This window comes from Leptothoe spongobia TAU-MAC 1115 (assembly GCF_018739885.1).
In the GTDB taxonomy this organism is placed as follows: domain Bacteria; phylum Cyanobacteriota; class Cyanobacteriia; order Phormidesmidales; family Phormidesmidaceae; genus Leptothoe; species Leptothoe spongobia.
In genome coordinates, this window is record NZ_JADOES010000009.1 from 19,674 (window position 1) to 35,994 (window position 16,321).

General features: G+C 48.4%; 17 protein-coding genes. 12 read left to right on the forward strand and 5 right to left on the reverse strand.

Annotated features, from left to right (window positions below):
* Positions 1-164: 164 nt before the first annotated feature.
* The 3 genes from IXB50_RS06485 (at position 165) to IXB50_RS06495 (ending at position 2,923) form a co-directional block, all read left to right on the forward strand.
* Positions 165-737: a peroxiredoxin gene (locus IXB50_RS06485; protein ID WP_215608137.1), complete on the forward strand. Its 573-nt coding sequence runs from the start codon at positions 165-167 to the stop codon at positions 735-737.
* A 206-nt stretch (positions 738-943) separates the two neighbouring features.
* On the forward strand, positions 944-1,942 hold the full coding sequence (locus IXB50_RS06490; protein ID WP_215608138.1) for an NAD(P)/FAD-dependent oxidoreductase: 999 nt from the start codon (positions 944-946) through the stop codon (positions 1,940-1,942).
* Between the two features lie 102 nt (positions 1,943-2,044).
* Positions 2,045-2,923 (forward strand): phosphatidate cytidylyltransferase, encoded by an 879-nt coding sequence (locus IXB50_RS06495; protein ID WP_215608139.1) that lies wholly within the window; start codon positions 2,045-2,047, stop codon positions 2,921-2,923.
* Here the strand turns inward: IXB50_RS06495 and IXB50_RS06500 are convergent.
* On the reverse strand, positions 2,920-3,672 hold the full coding sequence (locus tag IXB50_RS06500) for an LmeA family phospholipid-binding protein (protein WP_215608140.1): 753 nt from the start codon (positions 3,670-3,672) through the stop codon (positions 2,920-2,922). The two genes, IXB50_RS06495 and IXB50_RS06500, sit on opposite strands and share 4 nt — an antisense overlap.
* A gap of 342 nt (positions 3,673-4,014) precedes the next feature.
* Between IXB50_RS06500 and IXB50_RS06505 the strand changes: the two genes are divergently transcribed.
* The 4 genes from IXB50_RS06505 (at position 4,015) to IXB50_RS06520 (ending at position 6,931) form a co-directional block, all read left to right on the forward strand.
* Complete coding sequence (locus IXB50_RS06505; protein WP_407658796.1) at positions 4,015-5,271, forward strand: DUF4912 domain-containing protein; 1,257 nt, start codon at positions 4,015-4,017, stop codon at positions 5,269-5,271.
* A gap of 194 nt (positions 5,272-5,465) precedes the next feature.
* Positions 5,466-6,020, forward strand: coding sequence for a hypothetical protein (locus tag IXB50_RS06510; protein ID WP_215608247.1), 555 nt, complete (start codon positions 5,466-5,468; stop codon positions 6,018-6,020).
* A 262-nt stretch (positions 6,021-6,282) separates the two neighbouring features.
* Positions 6,283-6,669 (forward strand): DUF2358 domain-containing protein, encoded by a 387-nt coding sequence (locus IXB50_RS06515; protein ID WP_326520733.1) that lies wholly within the window; start codon positions 6,283-6,285, stop codon positions 6,667-6,669.
* A gap of 19 nt (positions 6,670-6,688) precedes the next feature.
* Positions 6,689-6,931: a hypothetical protein gene (locus tag IXB50_RS06520; protein ID WP_215608141.1), complete on the forward strand. Its 243-nt coding sequence runs from the start codon at positions 6,689-6,691 to the stop codon at positions 6,929-6,931.
* On the opposite strand, the gene IXB50_RS06525 is transcribed toward IXB50_RS06520, so the two are convergent.
* Positions 6,904-8,079, reverse strand: coding sequence for a TRC40/GET3/ArsA family transport-energizing ATPase (locus tag IXB50_RS06525; protein ID WP_215608142.1), 1,176 nt, complete (start codon positions 8,077-8,079; stop codon positions 6,904-6,906). The genes IXB50_RS06520 and IXB50_RS06525 overlap by 28 nt on opposite strands.
* Before the next feature lie 302 nt (positions 8,080-8,381).
* On the opposite strand from IXB50_RS06525, the gene IXB50_RS06530 reads away from it, so the two are divergent.
* The 4 genes from IXB50_RS06530 to IXB50_RS06545 all read left to right on the forward strand — a co-directional run bounded on the left by IXB50_RS06530 (position 8,382) and on the right by IXB50_RS06545 (position 11,829).
* On the forward strand, positions 8,382-8,789 hold the full coding sequence (locus tag IXB50_RS06530) for a hypothetical protein (protein ID WP_215608143.1): 408 nt from the start codon (positions 8,382-8,384) through the stop codon (positions 8,787-8,789).
* Between the two features lie 95 nt (positions 8,790-8,884).
* Complete coding sequence (gene ruvB / locus IXB50_RS06535) at positions 8,885-10,078, forward strand: Holliday junction branch migration DNA helicase RuvB (protein ID WP_215608144.1); 1,194 nt, start codon at positions 8,885-8,887, stop codon at positions 10,076-10,078.
* Positions 10,079-10,168: 90 nt separating this feature from the next.
* Positions 10,169-10,732, forward strand: coding sequence for a hypothetical protein (locus IXB50_RS06540; protein ID WP_215608145.1), 564 nt, complete (start codon positions 10,169-10,171; stop codon positions 10,730-10,732).
* 458 nt (positions 10,733-11,190) lie between these two features.
* Complete coding sequence (locus IXB50_RS06545) at positions 11,191-11,829, forward strand: hypothetical protein (RefSeq protein ID WP_215608249.1); 639 nt, start codon at positions 11,191-11,193, stop codon at positions 11,827-11,829.
* A gap of 409 nt (positions 11,830-12,238) precedes the next feature.
* Here IXB50_RS06545 and IXB50_RS06550 read toward each other — a convergent pair whose 3' ends face one another.
* Positions 12,239-12,457, reverse strand: coding sequence for a hypothetical protein (locus IXB50_RS06550; RefSeq protein WP_215608258.1), 219 nt, complete (start codon positions 12,455-12,457; stop codon positions 12,239-12,241).
* 98 nt (positions 12,458-12,555) lie between these two features.
* Here IXB50_RS06550 and IXB50_RS06555 point away from each other — a divergent pair, with 98 nt between their 5' ends.
* Complete coding sequence (locus IXB50_RS06555) at positions 12,556-13,857, forward strand: ABC transporter substrate-binding protein (RefSeq protein WP_215608146.1); 1,302 nt, start codon at positions 12,556-12,558, stop codon at positions 13,855-13,857.
* Here the strand turns inward: IXB50_RS06555 and IXB50_RS06560 are convergent.
* Positions 13,787-14,875 carry a serine/threonine protein kinase gene (locus IXB50_RS06560; RefSeq protein WP_215608147.1) on the reverse strand — a complete coding sequence of 363 codons (1,089 nt, stop codon included), beginning with the start codon at positions 14,873-14,875 and terminating at the stop codon, positions 13,787-13,789. The genes IXB50_RS06555 and IXB50_RS06560 overlap by 71 nt on opposite strands.
* 27 nt (positions 14,876-14,902) lie before the next feature.
* Positions 14,903-16,213, reverse strand: a complete 1,311-nt coding sequence (locus tag IXB50_RS06565) for an NB-ARC domain-containing protein (RefSeq protein ID WP_215608148.1) — start codon at positions 16,211-16,213, stop codon at positions 14,903-14,905.
* Positions 16,214-16,321 lie beyond the last annotated feature (108 nt).

Genomic DNA, 16,321 nt, shown 5'->3' on the forward strand with positions numbered 1-16,321 from the left:
CATTATCTGATATGCACTTCAAGGCCAGAATCATTCTAGGTGTTGATATTTTGTAAAATAAGAACTATTCTGGTTTAAGAAGGCAGCCATTCAATCCAAAGAACATTGAGGCAACGCCCGTTTTTATTACTGATCCACCTAATATCCAAATACAGGAAATTATCATGGCTGTTATCGAAAAAGTGCCTAGCGTTGTTTTTAAGACTCGCGTTCGTGATGAGTCTGTCGAAGGTCCTAACCCCTATCGCTGGCAGGACACAACTACCCAAGATATTTTTGCTGGCAAGAAGATCGTTGTCTTCTCTCTTCCCGGTGCATTCACCCCCACTTGCTCTTCTAACCACCTGCCTCGCTACGAAGAGCTTTATGACGAGATGAAGGCCCTAGGCGTTGATGCCGTTTACTGTATCTCTGTAAACGACGCGTTTGTTATGTTCCAATGGGGCAAACAACAGGGTGCAAAGAACGTCAAGCTGCTACCCGATGGCAACGGCGAATTTAGCCGCAAGATGGGCATGTTGGTGGACAAGTCCAACCTGGGCTTTGGTATGCGCTCCTGGCGTTATTCCATGGTCGTTAACGACATGACCATTGAGAAGCTATTTGCTGAGCCTGACTTTGGTGATAACTGCCCCACTGACCCCTTTGAGGTCTCTGATGCTGACACTATGCTGGCTTACCTCAAGGGTGTCGCAGCTCCTGGTGTGTCCGATCCTCGCAAAGAGTTTGTTGGCTAAGCCCACACTTAAATAACGCTGAACCCATAGGTTAAGCAAACTAAATGAAGGCAAAGAGGATCAGTCAGCTGTCCTGCTTTGCCTTCTGTATCTTTAGTCACTCAAGGCGTTGCCAGTTCTTGGGATAACATCGCTTGGGTGGCCCTATACTCACACCTATCCCCCATCCTCAACTGTAATAACCGCCTAAGGCAGGTGAGAAGATCATGAAACTATCCAGTGCAAATATTGAAAATCACCTAGATACCGTATATGACGCGATTGTCGTGGGTGGTGGTATGGGAGGCCTATCAGCGGCTATTTATCTGGCACGATACGGTCTTAAATGTCTTGTTATTGAAAAAGGTAAGGGTCGCTCCCTATGGATGCAGGAAACCCGTAACTATTTAGGTTTAGATCCCAATACGCCTGGGCGTAATATTCTGACCCACGGTGCTAAGCAAGCGCTCGACTGGGGGGCCGATCATCTCCGAGCCTTTGTGGAAGAGGTCACTGATGAAGGCGATGCATTTGCTGTCAAGGTTAAGATCGGCAAGAAAAATAGTAGGCATTACACGTTGCGGAGTAAGTACGTAATCGCCGCTTCGGGTGTGATTGATGTATTGCCTGAGCTAGAGAATATGCAAAATGTCTACGATTATGCAGGCTATACGCTCCATGTCTGCATGATCTGTGATGGCTTTGATATGTGGGATCAGAAGGCGGTTGTGATGGTCAGCCGTGAATCTCAGATTAATGTGGCCTTTGTGCTGAACTGGTTTACGCCCTATATTTCAGTGCTCACCAATGGGTTTACCGTGGGGGATGAAATGAAACAAAAGCTGGCTAATCATGGTTATCCTCTATATGAACAACCCATTACGCAGATTCTGGGAGAGGATCATAAGATGAGCGGTGTTGAACTGCAGGATGGCACCATCGTAGAAGCGACCACTGGTCTGATTAACATGGGGTCGATTTATCACAATCAGTATCTCAAAGGTATTGAGGAACTGACTTGGGATGGCGAGAATTTGGTGACTAATAATATGGGCCAAACCACCCATGAGCGGATTTTTGCAGTGGGTGATCTAAAGCAAGGTCTAAACCAGGTAACGGTTGCTGTGGCTGATGGGACGTTGGCAGCTACCCAAATTTGGCGGTACATCCGACGCTCGAGTGCGCCGCGTAAATGGGATGAAAATCTGGTGTCGGCTCCTGTCTAAAATACGAGTTGGTCTAGCTAAGATAAGCGATTAGAGTATGTCCAAGTGCCAAGCTTCTGAATCGGTCTATGCTGACTAGTGGGCCTGTTTACTTATTCGCTTATGCCGTGGATCCGTATTGCTAGTGGTGGAGTTGCGATCGCAATTGCCCTACTGATGATCATCTTAGGAGGGTGGTACTTCACACTTGGTTTCGGCATTATCGTCTACCTAGGTCAGCTAGAAGTCTTTGCCCTCACCAAGGCCAAGGGTATTAACGCTGCCGTCAAAACCACCCTAATCGTCAGTCAGGTGCTGTTAATATCAGCCCATATCGCTCCCCCTCTAACCGATGCCATCCTTTCCCTAGCAGGCACCTGCATTTGCTTTTACGTCCTGTTTCAGCCCAAGTTTGCCACCATTGCCGATGTAGCAGCCTCTATTTTGGGTCTGTTCTATGGTGGCTATCTGCCCAGCTATTGGATCCGTCTGCGGGACTGGCAAAGCGATGTAGCCAATCTCCCCCTCGGCGGTTATTGGCCCACTGATTGGAGTTTAGATAGCCTCCCCATCGGCCTGGTGCATACATTCCTAGCTTTCGCCTGTATCTGGGCGGCTGATATCGGTGCTTATGTAGCTGGTCGCACCTTTGGTCGCACCCCGTTAACGAATATCAGCCCGAAAAAAACCGTCGAAGGTGCCCTCTTCGGCATCATCGGCAGCTTACTTGTGGGCTGTACCGGAGCCTGGCTGATGCAATGGCCTCTATGGTGGCTCACTGGCCCCGCTTTTGGCACCATTATCGGCATCTCTAGTCTGCTAGGGGATCTCACAGAATCCCTGATGAAACGAGACGCTGGTGTTAAAGATTCTGGCACGCTGATTCCAGGTCATGGTGGCATTTTAGACCGCACTGACAGCTACGTTTTTACCGCACCGCTGGTGTTTTACTTCATCACGATGCTGCTGCCAATCCTCCCAGGGATCTGGCCAGGGAGCTAGGGTTGCACCATAATTTTGCACTGACAGGTGAGCTGATCGTTTTGGATGGTGAGCGATCGCAAGTCCGTCTGCTTACCTAAGTTCCAACTGAAATCACTCAGCGCCTCACTCTGCACCTGGTCGCCCGATGGCAAACACCACCGCGCTGTGGTTAAACGCAGCATGTGCCCTTGCTCTACATCAACCCACCCTCTTAACTCAAGGTCCGACTGCCCTTGTCGCACGAGATGCAACACCAAATCAGTCCCTAAAATTTCCATCCTGGACTGATATTGAGCCAGTTGTGGATCCTGAAATACTGCAATATCAGGACCATAGTGGTGAGCCACTTCAGTCGCCACATCTTCTTTCGCTAATAACGTTTGCCAGAAGTCCAACAAACCATCGGCCAACACAGACTCTGTCGACGATGTCCCCAGACTATTGCCATCAAACGCTACCTGACCTTCGATGGGAAATGCCTGCTTTAAACGCAAGGGTTTACCACGCAAGACCTGGCCAATATTGATCTGGATATCACTGGCCTGCACAGTAACATCCGTTATGCATACCCCTTGATAGACCGCCTGCTGTGCCGATAACGAAACGCCAGGAATATTGCCTGACAGCACCTGGCGATCAGTCGCCTGAATCTCAAACGTCAAATCCCCAATTTCATCCAGCTGCGTTTGCAACCAAAACTTCACCGCCACAGGCAACATACGACTGATCAAACGACTGCCTTTGGATGATGACGAAGATGTGGCCATAGCGATTGTCCATACTTTCAGCCCCAATCATTGCATATTGCCTGAAGCCCTAGATCCTCGGCTGTGACTCGATTAATCATGCAATTACAGACTAACGATCCCCTGCAGAAGTAAATAAGTCATGCTTCCATGACAAATCAGGGGATCGCGATCCCTGCAGAAGTAAATAAGTCATGAAAACATGACATTAAGTTTCCTGAAAGTACTGAAAACTCGATGGGGAGGTATTTCTCTGGGGATCATTCAGCTTGATCCCCAGGGTCTTTGCTGGCATGATTAATTTTGAGAGCGATCCCCGCAGGGTGATTTAGCTCTCAGTCCTGCAGTGCTGGTGAGAAGGGTATGGTTATGGGTAACGGTTCTAAGATTCCATTAGAAGATATGACGCTACGGCAGCTACGCCTGGTAGCAAGTGAGTACGAAGTATCTCGCTATAGCCGTATGCGTAAAGTTGAGTTAGTTGATGCAATTCGTACAGCCCAGGCTGCTCGCGCCACAGGTACAGTCACTGCAACCAAAGCAGCAGTTTCTGCAGCTACAGCTCCTAGCGTGACAGTCGCCGCTGATACAACTGCTTCAACTACTAGCACCACAACAATGCCCATGGCAGAGTTGGCCACTGTAGATGATGGGTTTGGTGATTTACCCGGTGGCTATGGCGAGAGTCGCATCGTTCTGATGCCTCGCGATCCTCAGTGGGCCTACGCTTACTGGGATATTCCTGGTGCCCATAAAGAAGAACTGCGTCGTCAAGGCGGCATTCGTCTGGCTATTCGTTTCTACGATGTTACGGATGTTGATATCAACGCCGTTGCTCCCCACAGCCTGCAGCAGTATGAATGCGACGAAATGGCACGGGAGTGGTTCTTGCCAATTCCCGTTAGCGATCGCGACTATATCGCTGAGATTGGCTACGTAGCAGCTGATGGTCGTTGGTTGTTGATGGCTCGTTCTGCGCCCATCCACGTTCCTCCCGTTTATCCTTCCGATTGGATCGAAGACCACTTCGTTACCGTCAATTGGGATGATGAACTACGCGGCAAGACCGTGATGACTCTGGTACCCCCCAGCAAGAAAGCCGCCGCCACTGGCTTTGATGCCGAGGGTAACCCCATTTACGACGCCATCTTTGCCCAAGCACAGTCCACAGAAGCTCAGCGCATCGCTGGCTCCTTGTTTGGTTCCATGCACCAGGTACCGGAGCAATCCGTGAGTTCCTTTGTCTTCCCATCAGGCGTTGGCATGTGGGCATTACCAACATCCTCTGGTCTCAATATGTCAGGAGCTGGCTTCTCCGCTTCTGCTCCTCCAATGCGCCCCCGTCAGTTCTGGTTGATTGCTGATGCCGAACTGATTGTTTACGGCGCTACCGAGCCGGATGCCACCGTTACCATTGGCGATCGCAAGATTGACCTCAAGCCCGACGGTACCTTCCGGTATCAAATGTCCTTCCAGGATGGCCTGATTGACTACCCCATCAAGGCAGTCGCTGCTGATGGTGAGCAAACTCGCTCCATCCATATGAAGTTCACCCGTGAAACTCCTGAGCGCAATACCAATACAAAAGCAGAAGCTGTTGAAGAATGGTTTGCGTTTTAGGTTGATTTCGGCAATCAACTAATTCGTTGAATTGAAAAAGAGGTGTGGTCACTACACCTCTTTTTTGTGCTTTAAGGTTGGGATCCCCTCCATAGCCTAATATCCAGCGTTACGTTATGGTGCTATGGACAAGGCGATTTGCTAACCGCATTAGCGCAACTCTCACTCCCCTTGCCTCCTCTGCCTATACACCCATGACGCCCCAAGACATCACAACTCATCTAACGGCTCGCTTTGGTAACGCCTGTCAGGTAAAACCGTCTCATACTTGGCAGGTAGAAACCCCTGAACTGCGGCTATTGGTGCTCCTATCGGCAGATCAAACCTGGTTAAGACTGCTCATCCCCATTGCGCCGATGGCAGAGGCCCAACCTTTCTTAGCAGACATCCTCACCGCTAACTTTGATCAAACGATCCACTATGCAGCCCATGAGAACCTTCTCTGGGGAGTCTTTCAACACAATTTAGCCTCTTTAGAAATAGCCGAGTTCTCATCAGCCCTTGATCAACTCATAGCCCTCAAACAAACTGGATTAGAACCTTTTTTCAACACTCTCATTGAGGCACGGGTACGCCAGTTGATTCAAGCGGCGAAGCTCCAGGGACAATCCCTAGAATCCACCCTGCAAACTATTAATCGGTTCTATGCAGAAGGCATCATGGGGGACATGCAAGATAGCGAATATGGTGAGCGTGCTCTCGCAGCATGGCAAGGCCAACTAGAAAGACTGTGGCCAGAAGTCAATTAACCGGTTTGATGCCTACAAAGTCGAACCCTAGAGCCCTTGTCCAGCAAGAATTTTGTTTTTCTCTTTGCTAATTACGTACAAATTACGTCCATCTACTTAGGAATGAGGATTCAATTAGGTTCTATCTTTTGATGTACAGGTTGCCATGGCAACCTCTTCAGGCATAATTTTGGGATCTTATAAAATCCCTTATCCCTTAGGGATGTGCAGTCAAATACCGTACCCACCTCAGGCAATGGATAATAGCCCATCAGCAACAACTATGTTGCACGTCATCCAACAAGTCAAAGCCGACTACGCTCGCTTTCCCCAGGCACAAAGCTATGACCTCTATGCCGAGAATGTATACTTCAAAGACCCGATGAATGAGTTTCGTGGCGTGGCACGTTACCAACGCATGATCGGCTTTATCGAGCAGTGGTTTCGTAACATTGACCTAGAACTCCACGGAGTAGAGCAACCCACAACCGATACATTCATCACCCGATGGACCCTCCATTTCACTGCGCCCATACCCTGGCAACCTCGAATTTCTATACCTGGTTGGAGCGAACTGAAGCTCAATACTTCAGGCCTGATCTGCTCCCATATCGATTACTGGAACTGTTCACGATGGGCCGTACTCAAACAATTATTTAGCGCTACATAACTGATCCTAAGGTCGATTATTGTCATGTTCCTATGCTCCCAAAGAGAATGCGGGTGGTTATGGAGAGATGATGGAGGCGTTGCGATCGCTATGCTACCAATACAGCCATCAAAACCAATTACTCTTCGCTACACCACCTATCTCTACTAAGCCCAACCAATCACCTCAAAATGAAGTGGGGCAGTTTTTAACTGCCCCACTCATGCAGATTATGAACTTGTTTTCTACCACTGACTACGATGCAAAGCGAATCTTCAAGTAGTCATCTTCCATTTTGGCTCCAGAAGGCTGTAAAGCCGCCAAGGCTTGAGGCAGAACTAGATTACGTCGATGGTTACCAATGCGAATATTCAGCTCATCCGCACTCTTACTCAGCTCCACCTGATGCTTAGGGATACCTGGTAGGTAGACTTCCAAACTATAATTGTTCTCCTCTTGCACCACCCGCAGCGTAGTTTCTTTGTAATACACCTGGGTGGGATCCTCATCACCGTAGATAGTCTCTTTGAGTCGTTCTAACGCTTCAAGGCCGCACATTTCTTCTGAGAACAGCGGCACCTCCTTAACTGGCAACGGACGAAAGTCATCATGAATCTCTTGACGATAAACCTGTTGATTCTCTTTCCAACGCTTAAAGAATGGGTCAGTGACCGTATCCGGGATTATCCGATTAGCCACCACCATATCGGTACCCACATTATAAAGACTGAGGTAGGCGTGGGCACGCAGAGACTCCTTCAGAACCATCTTTTCAGGATTAGTCACCAAACGCACCGATGTGGTAGCCGTATCCGTCAGCACCTTCTCTAGCTCAACCAACTGTTCATAAAACTCATAGGGGGCATCCATCACCTCATTAGTCGGTAATGAAAACCCTGCAACCGGTCGGAATAAGGGCTCTACCAAAGGACGTAGGGCTGCTGATACCGCTTGGAAAGGCTTGTAGAGCTTACGCATGTACCAACCTGCGACCTCTGGCAGACTGAGTAATCGCAGGGCAGTCCCCGTAGGAGCCGAGTCGATGATCAGCACATCGTACTCATTCTCATCATGGTGGCGCTTCATCCGCACCAGGCTAAAGATTTCATCCATCCCTGGCAAAATAGCCAGCTCTTCAGCTTCCACACCCTCTAAACCACGAGCTTGCAAAACCTGAGTGATGTAGCGCTTCACCGCACCCCAATTGCCTTCTAATTCGCGTAGGGCATCCAGTTCTGCGCCCCAAAGATTGGGTTTTACTTCACGGGGGGTATGCTCCAGCTCCATATCAAAGCTATCGGCCAAAGAGTGAGCTGGATCAGTGCTCAGTACCAAGGTTTTGTAGCCTAGCTCAGCACAACGTAGCCCCGTTGCCGCTGCCACCGACGTCTTACCAACGCCGCCCTTACCCGTCATCAGGAGTACGCGCATACCTACCTTAGAAACGTTTACATTGTTTTACTTTAGCGACTTTTTTACCATTGCGGCAGACCTCTTTTGGGTCCACTGCCATGGCATGGGCTCACAGTACTGTTAATTCTAAGACTTAGAACAGAGCCATAGACAGCATTAGAAGAAATATCGGCAATTGTTAGCTCTGCTTTAACGAGGGAAATCTAGAAATGATAAGAACCCTCCATTTTTGGATAGTGGCAATGCTTCTGCCAACTCTATCTATATCAAATGGAACGGATATATAGTCTGAGCCGTCCTCTACTCATGGAGGAATCACCATGCTTAAAAAGTTACTTTTTCTCAGCTCTGCCCTAATCATAGCCTCAGTAACACCAGCTGTTCACGCAGCCGAATGTGTTTATCGATGTGGGTCCGATGAAATTCAGTTTGCTCCTGGACAGTCTGTAAAACTAGAGGTCGTCAACCATACCGGTGGGCGCGTCAGCCTGGAACGGGTGTTAGATTTTGAGCCGTACGGTATGTGGCCCGATCAGATCATTACCATCGACGCTCAGATTGGTATGGGCGATCTATCCGTCGTGTTTTGGGAAGCTGCTCAGCGACCGATTGAGGTCCGGCTACATCGCCCCGAGACAGGCAAGTTACAGATTGAGCTCTTGCCCAGCGGTGCCTTCAATGACAGTGCGGTACACATTGTTAACGACGGGCGCGTAATGATTTATTAAACGATATAGTACATTTGTTGCCGTTACTGGTTTGCCAGAGTTTGCCAGATGAGGGAATTAGTAACGGCCAACTGTTTATATTGTTTAATTGGCCCATGGCAATTATTTCTTCTAAGCAGCCAGAGTCGGATAAACCAACCGAGAAGCGACAAAAGAGTAGCCAGTCAAAGAAGAGTGGCCAAACCGAAACAGGGGAACAAAAGCCTGCGTCGGGCAAGAAAAATCAGCTGTTAGAAACAGCCGCTCGTCCGGATGAGGTCAGCCGCAATGACGATGGCATCCGACCGCAAACGCTGGATGACTACATCGGGCAAAAGGCCCTGAAGGAAGTTCTGCAAATTGCGATTCAGGCAGCTCAGGCCCGTAAGGAGCCCCTGGATCATCTGCTACTCTACGGCCCACCTGGCTTAGGCAAAACCACCATGGCCCTGATTTTGGCCCAAGAAATGAAGGTGGATTGCAAAATTACAACTGCTCCAGCTTTAGAGCGTCCTCGGGATATTGCCGGTCTACTGGTTAATGCCAAAGCTGGCGACATTCTATTTATTGATGAGATCCATCGCCTATCACGGGTTACGGAGGAGATTTTGTATCCTGCCATGGAAGATTCCCGGCTGGATATCACCATTGGCAAAGGCCAAAGTGCCAGAACCAGAAGCATTCCGCTACAACCATTTACCCTGGTGGGGGCGACGACTAAAGTCGGTGCCCTGACATCGCCACTGAGGGACCGATTTGGTCTGATTCAACGGCTGCGCTTTTACGAGTTGGATGAACTAACCAGCATTATTCTGCGGACAGCAACGGTACTCAAAACTGAGGTGCAGGAATCAGGAGCGATAGAAATTGCTCGTCGAGCTCGGGGCACACCACGTATTGCCAACCGATTGCTAAAGCGGGTGCGGGATTATGTGCAGGTCAAAGCATCAGGACCGATTACAGAGAAAATTGCTGGAGAGGCATTAGAGCTATTCAACGTAGATCCCTGTGGTCTTGATTGGACTGACCGACGGTTGCTATCGGTGATGATTGAAAACTTTAACGGTGGTCCGGTCGGGGTGGATACGATGGCGGCAGCCACTGGGGAAGATGCTCAGACGATTGAAGAAGTATATGAGCCTTATCTTTTGCAGATTGGCTATTTGCAACGTACACCACGGGGACGGATTGCTACACCAGCTGCTTGGCAGCATTTGGGTTATGAGGTGTCTGAAAGACCCACTCTAGTGGTTAAGTCTGAGGTCAAGCCAGAATCTAATGAGGACAGCGATCAGCTATCGTTCATGTGAGCCAAACGGTCTCCAGCATTACAGGATGGAGTTCAATAGTTCCTATGAATTCAAATCAAGCTGGTCCACGCCCCAACGAGGATCAATGCCATGAGTATTTTGTGGATTATTATTGCGATCGCACTCCTTCTCTGCTTTATTTGGCAGCTAATGCAGCCCAAACAAGGAGCAAAAGCAAGCAATGCACCTAGCCCAACGCCACCCGATGCCTTACCTTCTGGAGAAGCCCACGAGGAATCCAATGCGGTCGCAGCGGTTTTTCCAGAAAAAGCGCCTTCACCATCCCCACCCCAAAACGATCCATCACCAGCCCCTAATCAATACTTAGAAGCTGAAACGCCACCGATGCCACGCACCCAAGTGAGCTATGAAGCGACCCCAGCTCTAAGGCAAGCAGTGATACGTTTACTAGCGGAGCATCAGAAGGCCACTGCAGTCAAATTGGTGAGAGAAGAAACCCATTGGCGTCTACATCAAGCCAAAGAATATGTGGATGCTTTACAAGGAGCGTTGCATATATTACAGGCAGAAGTAAATCACTTTCTAGATATCCACCAAAAATCTGCAGCGATTACACGAGTCAGCACTGTCACAGGCTGGGACCTTAGCAAATCAATGGATTATGTGGAACATTTACAGCGAAATCTCTCTTAGTGGCCTTCCCAAGGATTGCCAAAGGCCATCTTTAAGAACTCTTTTTGCGAAATGGCATCAAAACTGTCTTCTTGCTTAACAATTTTGCTGTTCTGTAATGTAAATTCTGCGGAAATACAGGAGGAAAAAGATCTTTGGGCTGTTGCGTATAAATATTAGACTCCATATATTACATGAACAATATTCATCATCACTAGAATCTAAACTAAAAAAACTAAATGGTCTTAACCTCCATTATTCATGAGTTCGTTCTACAGAATGCTTGGGTTTATACTATTTTTTATAATACATAAAAAATAGTACGTCTTTATATTTTTAGATGGTATATTTTGATACATGGGGATGAGTGTCTTGACAGGCATGTTTCTATTTGAGAAGCGTTTACTATAGCTTTGCCTCAATACGACTTTGCTGACGGTTACCTGATAAGATCGGCAGGTTCTAATTATGATGCAGCCTTGGGTGTAGAACTTCGCAGCTACGTATATATCGACAATTTGCAACCGCAGCACGCTGCCTATATGGGCAGCGTTTCCATTGGTTTTTTGCCCCTACCAGGTGATGCATCCCTATGGGTTGAAATTTCGCCAGGAATTGAGATTAACCGGATTACCGATGTAGCCTTGAAATCTGCCGTAGTCACCCCTGGTGTACAGATTGTAGAACGTCTGTATGGGTTGCTAGAAATTCATTCCGGTAGCCAGGGTGAAGTCAAAGCAGCAGGCCAGGCAATTTTAGATGTACTGGGGGTCAAAATGCGCGATCGCTTAAAACCGCGCATGGTCTCTAGCCAGGTCATCCGTAACCTGGACCCGCACCATGTACAGCTGATCAACCGCACCCGTCGAGGCAACATGATCTTGGCTGGCCAAACCTTGTACGTCATGGAAGTAGAGCCTGCTGCCTATGCTTCTCTAGCGGCCAATGAAGCCGAGAAAGCGGCTCAGATTAATATTCTGCAGATTTCCTCCATTGGTAGCTTTGGCCGATTGTATTTGGGGGGAGCAGAACGGGATATTTTGGCCGCAGCGCGTGCGGTAGAGGCGACATTAGAAAATGTACCGGGTCGCGATCGCAATACCCTCCAGCTTGAATAATAGGTAGCTACACACCCATCAGAAAATTAACAGGCGATGCCCAGTTATCATGTCAACGACAACCTGGACAGCACCTGTCAATTGCCCCAGCGTTTATATATCCCTGTCATAAACCCGATACCACATACTCAATGTCACTTGCTCAATGTAGGGCTAACTATCGGCGGCGATAGACACCGTTATCGGAGGTGTTATTTGAAGATGCTAACTGTAGACAATGGCCTACAAAAGCATAGACAGGTTACATAAACCGGTAGTTACCGCATTTATGGGCTACATAAATATACGGTAGAAGCAGAGCAGGTTATGCAGGTCATAACCGCAGTTATGAATCAAAATCGATGATGTATCTGCGCGGCTCTGTCCCTGCTCTGGAATAGTTCGCATAGCCTCACCCTGCAACCAAACATTATTTCGTCACTAGTTTTTGGATCCGTACAACAGATACATTGCGTTCAAAAACAAACTCACTATAGTCTGCTAAGGTATCCATTCCCAGAATAGAAAAGGCAATCTCTGCGACTACCCAAACAGAAATTTTTAACAAAGCAAATCTCCATCGCGTTTCCATAATGGCTTTCTGTATCAACTCGTAAATCGTAAAGATGCCACTAGTTAGGCCCGCCATAACGATCGCTATGACTTATGTAGGCTTGACATATATCCAGCCAGAGCCCAGCCCCATGGCCTTATGATGGAAACGCTCATCTGGTAAGTGATATTGACGTGCGTTCTAGAAGCTGGCAAAGACGATGGTTTGACCCGCTAAAATTTTTGATGCTGCTGCTAGCAGCTCAGATTATAGGTCTACTGCTATGGGGATTGACTTGGCCCCAATCGCCGCCAGTAGAGCTGTCGTTTGTCGTACCTCAAGATGAGGTACAACCTTGGCAAACCGTGATCGCTAAATTCGAGAAAAGTCACCCAGACATTCAAATTCAGTTAGTCACTGATCCAGACCTCGACTACACGACCGACCAGCGTAAGGCTATTTATACTGCTGATTTTCAGTTTCCCAGAGCCCAGTATGATTTGGTCTACATGGACATTATGTGGCCGTTACAGTTTACGGAGAGCTTACAAGATTTAACCCCCTATGTAGAAGAAGACAACATGTCCCTCTCCGGCTTTTTAGCTAGTGAGTTATCTGCAGGCGAGTTGGATGGCACCCTCTATCGCATCCCCATGCGGGCAGATGTAGGACTGTTATACTATCGCCAAGATCTTCTACAACAGAGGGGTGTCAGCTTACCCAAGACTCTGCCTGAGCTAACCCAAGCTGTCAGGCTCCTACAGCCCTCCATTGGTTATCTCTGGCAAGGAAGTCGTTATGAGGGATTAGTCGCAAATTTTGTCGAAGTATTGGCAGGTTTTGGCGCTAGTTGGATTGATCCTGAAACGGGAAAAGTGGAACTTGATACCCCCATGGCCATCGAAGCCGCCACTCTTTTGCAGGACCTTATTCAAAAAGGCATCTCACCCGATGAAGTACGTACTTACATTGAGCAAGATTCCCTCCAACGATTTCTAGAGGGACAGACGATCTTTTTACGGGGATGGCCATACTTCTGGAATCAGATACAAAACTCAGATTTGAATGGAAAGGTTGAAATCGAACTTCCCTTTGCCTTCACCAATGACCCTGGCATTGGCTGCCGTGGTGGGTGGGGATTTGGCATCCCACAAAATTCAGCCCATCCCGAGGAAGCATGGGAAGCGATTAAATACTTAACCAGTGAAACAGCTCAACGAGAGTTTGTCCTGGCATCCGGTTTCCTACCCAGTCGAACGATCCTCTTTCAGGATCCAGACATTGTGAAAAAATACCCACACATGCCACAGATGCTGGAATATTTGGAAAGTTCATCTGTCTTTCGCCCTGTGATCAAAGACTATGAAGCAGCCTCCAAAATTTTGCAATCTGCCCTCAGTGATATTCTGCGCGGACAGCAATCCGTCAAGGCTGCGATGAAACAGGCCCAGACTGAGACAGAAGACTTACTTCAGTCGGTCTCGCCAGGAGGTTAAGCGATTGATCGGCAAGACGCTGCCGCGCCATCCACCATTGCCAACCCACAAATAGTTGTAATAACAACAGTCCTAGATTTGCGGCAAGCAACCAATTCAAAGGAGGTTGCTTCTTTTGGCGAGACGGTTGCACAACCTGAGGATTGACCAGTCGGCTTAACAAGACCTCAGCATTGAGGGGACGCTGTCCCGGAAAAGGAGCCATCATGTCATCTAGCAGTTGAGCCAAGCCGATATCAATGGATTGGACAACCTGGTCACGCCAAGTGAGCTGCCCTGTCGTGTCATCCTCCGGTAAGTCAATCGGGTGTTGCCCTGTTAACAAATAGACAAATGAACGGCCTAGAGCATAGAAATCTGACTGGGGCACAGCACGGCCATTAATTTGTTCTAGAGGGGTATACCCTGGCGACACAACACTCGTAATATCACGCTGGCCTGCTACCTTGGCAAAGTAGGTACTCGTCATTGGACGGACGGTGCCAAAGTCCACTAGAGCTAACTGTCCTGTGGGCCGCAGCATAATGTTAGAGAGCTTAATATCTCGATGAAAAAGTTCTTCCCTGTGGAGCTGGGCCAGTAATTCCACAAGCTGTTTCATCCAATCACGAGCCTTTGCCTGATTAATGGGACCATACTGCTGCAACCAGTCGTCGAGATTAATGCCTTCAATACTTTCCATCACAAGACAGTAAAGCTCTCTCCCCTCAATCTCCAGAGAGAAATAACCGTCAGGCTCTACCTGAGGAATACCAGAATGATTGAGCTTCTGGAGGGTTGCTGCCTCACGCTCAAATAACGGTTGCAATATTTTCTTTTTGAGGACTTTCAGTACCTTAGTTTGCCCCTGGTCATCGATTTCAAATACCTCCGAAGGCTCCCACTCATCCAGCTCTCGCAATGGCCGGATCAGACGATAGCGCCCTTCTACCAACAGAGGAGTGTGACAAGATTTACAATGGGACAACTCGTCTGGGTTATCACGATGCCCGCATCGAGGATTTATGCAATAGGTCATGGGGCTACTGTTAAGGATGATTTATTCCTAAGGCACATGGTGACGCACATACTCCATAACCACAGGAATCAGGGTAAACCCAACAGCGCTTTTCTCAATCAAGGAGCGGCGCAGTAGAGCACTAATGGCTTCTAGACAACGGGGATGTTCGATCGCTTCAATGGGCATCGGTTCTGCATTCTCGGCCAGCATTCCCAAAATATCTTGCTCAGCCTCAGACAGGCGCTCATACTGCTGGTCAATCAGATACTCAATATTGCCAACAACGGTGCGTTTTTGACCTAAAAAGCGCCGGACATCGCCATCAAATAAGTCTTGGATAGTCATGGCAACAATCCTCAGCATCAAGGGGTTACCTCGATATTGGCTGATCAGACTTTTCCAATAAGACTTTGTTGCCGTGGGTAAGCGTTCCGCTGCTAAAATCTGGGCTGCATCCTCATACTGTAATCCCCCTAATTCTAGATAACGAATAGGGCTATTGACAGCTTTAGATCCGGCCAACTCTTGATTGCGTTCACGACTGGTGACCACGATGCAACTTTGGTGGGGTTGTTCTCCTAAGCATTTGAGTAGCTCGCGATAGTTGGCATAATTGGGTGCATATTCACTCACCAGGCTGCCGCTACTGAAAATACTCTCCAGGTTATCAATCACGACTAGACAGCGATGCTCTCTCAAATAGTTCATCAGAGCACTGAGCTGGTCATACCATTCATCTGAATGAGGTGTAATGTCATCTGGCAATTTATTCAGCCACTGCCCCAGAACATTGTCTAAGGCGGGTTGATGACGTAATGATTGCCAAATCACGCCATCAAATTGTTTTTGGACAGCTTTAGCCAGGGTGATCGCTAGGGATGTTTTGCCCATGCCTGCTGGCCCAATGATGGAGACAAAACGGCAGGCAGAGGTGCCCAGCATCCAATGCTTGAGCTGATCTAGCTCTACCTGACGACCATAGAGGGCAGGCACATCGGGCATTTGATTCCAATTAATCGCTATTTGGGTAGAGCGGTAACCGACGGCTTCTAACCAATCGGCAACATCGCGCCAGCTTTCTAAGGAGTTGCGATCGCGCCCTGTCAGTCGCTCCAAATAGCGATACAGCCCCTGACTCAAGGCGACTTCCACCGTCCGCACCGCAATTACTTGCTGCTTGGCAATTTCCGCCGGACTATGGCCCAAGAGCAATCCCCGCAGCCGAGTTTGCTCTGCAGTCGTCAGCCCATATTGCTTGTGGGGCATCAGCTCAGCCTTGGCCTTAGCTAAATCCTCGTATAGCTGCGCCAAATTCCACTGGGCAGCGGCTTGTTCAAACAGCTGTTCTGTAGCCATAGGTCAGATTACAGGTTATGGGCAATTTTAACCGATTGTTTCCGATGAGCAGCAGATTCATAATTGAACCAGGCATGATTATGCCCCCTTAATCTATGGTCGTGCCGT

What these genes read in the sequence shown, in the direction of transcription:
- IXB50_RS06515 (WP_326520733.1), top strand. Translation starts at nt 6,283, where the DNA reads ATGTTGCACGTCATCCAACAAGTCAAAGCCGACTACGCTCGCTTTCCC.
- IXB50_RS06505 (WP_407658796.1), top strand. Translation starts at nt 4,015, where the DNA reads ATGGTTATGGGTAACGGTTCTAAGATTCCATTAGAAGATATGACGCTA.
- IXB50_RS06560 (WP_215608147.1), bottom strand. Translation starts at nt 14,875, where the DNA reads ATGACCTATTGCATAAATCCTCGATGCGGGCATCGTGATAACCCAGAC.
- IXB50_RS06485 (WP_215608137.1), top strand. Translation starts at nt 165, where the DNA reads ATGGCTGTTATCGAAAAAGTGCCTAGCGTTGTTTTTAAGACTCGCGTT.
- ruvB (WP_215608144.1), top strand. Translation starts at nt 8,885, where the DNA reads ATGGCAATTATTTCTTCTAAGCAGCCAGAGTCGGATAAACCAACCGAG.
- IXB50_RS06490 (WP_215608138.1), top strand. Translation starts at nt 944, where the DNA reads ATGAAACTATCCAGTGCAAATATTGAAAATCACCTAGATACCGTATAT.
- IXB50_RS06495 (WP_215608139.1), top strand. Translation starts at nt 2,045, where the DNA reads ATGCCGTGGATCCGTATTGCTAGTGGTGGAGTTGCGATCGCAATTGCC.
- IXB50_RS06530 (WP_215608143.1), top strand. Translation starts at nt 8,382, where the DNA reads ATGCTTAAAAAGTTACTTTTTCTCAGCTCTGCCCTAATCATAGCCTCA.
- IXB50_RS06510 (WP_215608247.1), top strand. Translation starts at nt 5,466, where the DNA reads ATGACGCCCCAAGACATCACAACTCATCTAACGGCTCGCTTTGGTAAC.
- IXB50_RS06565 (WP_215608148.1), bottom strand. Translation starts at nt 16,213, where the DNA reads ATGGCTACAGAACAGCTGTTTGAACAAGCCGCTGCCCAGTGGAATTTG.
- IXB50_RS06500 (WP_215608140.1), bottom strand. Translation starts at nt 3,672, where the DNA reads ATGGCCACATCTTCGTCATCATCCAAAGGCAGTCGTTTGATCAGTCGT.
- IXB50_RS06550 (WP_215608258.1), bottom strand. Translation starts at nt 12,457, where the DNA reads ATGGCGGGCCTAACTAGTGGCATCTTTACGATTTACGAGTTGATACAG.
- IXB50_RS06525 (WP_215608142.1), bottom strand. Translation starts at nt 8,079, where the DNA reads ATGCGCGTACTCCTGATGACGGGTAAGGGCGGCGTTGGTAAGACGTCG.
- IXB50_RS06540 (WP_215608145.1), top strand. Translation starts at nt 10,169, where the DNA reads ATGAGTATTTTGTGGATTATTATTGCGATCGCACTCCTTCTCTGCTTT.